Below are 3355 nucleotides of genomic sequence, written 5' to 3' on the forward strand. Positions count from 1 at the left end.
CCCAACCTAGGTTCATCAGCAACACTCCGTGCTCAACCGTTTCCACCCCTTCAGCAATAACCTCGCGGTTAAACGATTTCGCTAGGCCGATGATCGCCTTAGTCAGCCCCAAGCTGTCTTTATCGATGAGTATGTCGCGTATAAAAGATTTGTCTATCTTGATTGACTGCGTGGGCAGTTGTTTAAGGTAGCTCAGCGATGAATACCCGGTTCCAAAGTCGTCCAACGAAAATGTCACACCCAGATCCTGGCAAGCAATGAGGCACTGAGTGACATGTGGTAAGTGTTCTATCACCACTGATTCGGTAATCTCAATATCCAACATCTGCGGCAAAACATTAGGGTGGCTGTCCAGCAAAAACTTTAGGGACTTTACAAAGTTTTCTTTTTTCAAATGTAATGCTGCAATGTTTACACTCACAGACCACGAATGACCCAAGTCCGCCCATTGTTCTATTTGACTGAGCGCCTGATCTATGACCCACTCGCCGATCTCCACGATCAGATCGCTCTGCTCAATCAACGGTATAAAATACTGCGGTAATATAATTCCATCTCGCGGATGCTGCCAACGCAATAGTGCTTCAAAACCAATCACTGCCCCACTGCTCAAACTTATTTTTGGTTGATAATGCAAGCATAACTCACCATCATGTAACGCTTGGCGAACCCGTATTACGGTATCAAAAGCTGATTTATCCATCTTATCTTTTGATACATCAAACAAATGGAAACAGTTACGGCCACTTTGTTTGGCCTTATACATAGCCTGATCGGCATGACGTAGCAGTGTATCGGCATTCTCATTATCGTTTGGATAGAGCGTCACACCGATACTGGCGGAAATATTAATGCCTATGCCATCGATGATGTAGACGGCGGAAAGGGCAGCTAAAAGCCTCTGCAGGGCGCTTTCCAACACCTTGGGATCCCGCACACCCAAAATCAGCACGAACTCATCGCCTCCCAAACGGGCTACGGTATCTTCGATACGCATACTATGTTTCAGGCGATCAGCCACCGCCACTAACAGACGATCACCTATCTCGTGGCCATAGCGGTCGTTAATCTGCTTAAACCCATCGAGATCAAGCACGCCCACGGCAAGCGTGCTGGGCTGGCTCTTTGCTTTGATAATAGCCTGATCAAGCGCTTTGGACAGCAAAAAACGATTTGGAAGACCCGTCAGCTCGTCGTGCTCAGCCTGCCATTGCAAGGTTTCCAGAAACTTCCGCTTTTCGGTCACATCGAAACGAATGGAAACGTATTTCTGCACCCGCTGGCTGGCATCATCGTACATGGGTACAATGGTGCTCTCTACCCAATACAGGCTGCCATCCTTTTTACGGTTGCAAATTTCACCTTTCCATACCTGCCCACGTGAAACTTTTTTCCACATATCAATAAAGAACTCAGGGGGATGCTGCCCTGAGTTTAGTATGCGGTGGTTTTGCCCAATCAACTCCTGTGCGCTATAGCCAGAAACATCACAGAACTGTTCATTGACATAGGTGATTATTCCGGATTTATCGGTTTCCGAGAAAATAGCTGCCGCATCCACCGCTGCACGGTATCTTGCACTCATATATAAACCTAATTCACCAAAATAGTCATAAGGTCACTACCTGTTGAACCGTTCAACCAACGAGTTTAAACCACGGGATGTACTTTCAAGTTCGCGGCCACGAATCACGGCGGAGTTAGCATTCTTCGCTGTTCTCTCAACCGTTCCCGCTACGTTATTAATCTGCCGAGCAATATCTTCAGCGACACTAGCCTGCTCTTCTGAAGCGGCTGCCATTTGCTGGCTCATACCACTGATCCGTTCAACAGCATCGCGAATGCCTTGGAGAGCACACTGCGCCTCTATAACTTGCTGTACACCGTGGTCGGCCTCGCGAATACCGAGTTTGGCAATGCTCACAGCCTCATCTGCGCCTTTTTTAAGGGTTTCAATGACGTTTTGAATTTGTTGAGTCGATACGCGGGTTTTAGCGGCCAAGGCCCGGACTTCATCAGCTACTACCGCAAAACCACGACCCTGCTCACCAGCCCTAGCCGCTTCAATTGCAGCGTTGAGAGCGAGTAGGTTGGTTTGATCAGCAATGGCTTGAATCACCCCCGCAGCAGCCATAATTTGCTGGGTTTCATTGGCAAGGTAATCCACAGCAGTGCTGATATTCGTGACGGTACTGGCCAGCAACTGAATGGCCTCACGGGAAGTACCGGCGACTTTATCACCTTGTTCAGCCAGTTCATTTGCTGCTTGCGCTTCCATGGCGGTTTTTTGAACATGCCCTGCCACTTCGTTGATTGAGGCCGCCATCTCCGTCATGGCGGCTGCCGTCATGTCCGTTTCCGCTCGCTGCTCCAGCAAGGCATTTTCAGTTTGGTTCGAGAGTAAAGAGGAATGCGCAGCGGCTTCAGCCACTTGGCTGGCCAGATCGCTTAGCCGAGTCAGTGCGGTTTTAAGGCGTGCATCCTCACTAATCAATATCATTTCCAACTGCGCTGAAGGGCCATACGTATCGCTGTAAGTGATGGCGCTAATCGGATCTGAAAAAGCGTCAGGGGCGCATTTCATGATATGACTCAACTGATGTTCCAGCCGCGTATAGGACCACCATCCTGTAACGAGAAAGAGCACGGCAGTTACCGCTTGTGCTGCCAGGCTTGGCAGCACGCTAGCCGCACCTATTGCCAACGCAGCCGCAGTTGCAGGTAAGACCATCCTCCTCATGAATGCCGCATAATGACGATTTTGGGGAATGGAATTTTTACCTGCACGCAACCGGTCATACAGCTTTTGTGCGCGATCAATTTGCTCCCGAGTCGGCTTGACTCTAACGGACTCGTAGCCTGTTAAGCGGCCATCTTCGAGAATAGGTGTCACATACGCACTGACCCAATAGAAGTCACCATTCTTGCAGCGATTCTTGATGATACCCATCCAGCTTTTGCCAGCCTTCAGATAGCCCCACATCAGCCCGAAAACAGCTGGAGGCATGTCGGGATGACGAACCAAATTGTGCGGACTGCCCAACAACTCTTCACGAGAATAGCCACTTATTCTCATAAACTCGTCATTCACATAGGAAATATTCCCATTCGTATCCGTAGCAGAGATCAATCGCTGCTGGACTGGAAATATTTGTTCAACGGTTGTGACAGGCAGGTTCGAGCGCAAGATGAGTCTCCATGAGCAATAATGGCATTATGCCATAAGGCGTGACTAACGGGTTATGCGAAATAAAGGGAAATCACAGAGCACTGAGATGTTTGTACGCTAAGCCATGGTTCTCAGCTGCAACCATTATCTGACACTGGTGACTTCGGTTGAAGTCCCCCTGCCAGT

At 49.0% G+C, this 3355-nt stretch carries 2 protein-coding genes and 1 pseudogene; all 3 read right to left on the reverse strand.

Annotated elements, in window-relative coordinates:
* Positions 1-1585 (reverse strand): bifunctional diguanylate cyclase/phosphodiesterase (locus tag A7D21_RS33820; RefSeq protein ID WP_069553837.1); only part of this gene is annotated, 1585 nt, incomplete at its 3' end.
* Positions 1586-1621: 36 nt separating this feature from the next.
* Positions 1622-2740, reverse strand: a complete 1119-nt coding sequence (locus tag A7D21_RS33825; protein WP_371857143.1) for a methyl-accepting chemotaxis protein — start codon at positions 2738-2740, stop codon at positions 1622-1624.
* A 168-nt stretch (positions 2741-2908) separates the two neighbouring features.
* Positions 2909-3076 (reverse strand): annotated as a pseudogene (locus A7D21_RS36785) (PAS domain-containing protein); the annotation flags it as partial.
* Positions 3077-3355 lie beyond the last annotated feature (279 nt).

Source organism: Pseudomonas sp. AP19, from assembly GCF_001728855.1.
Lineage (GTDB): Bacteria > Pseudomonadota > Gammaproteobacteria > Pseudomonadales > Pseudomonadaceae > Aquipseudomonas > Aquipseudomonas fluorescens.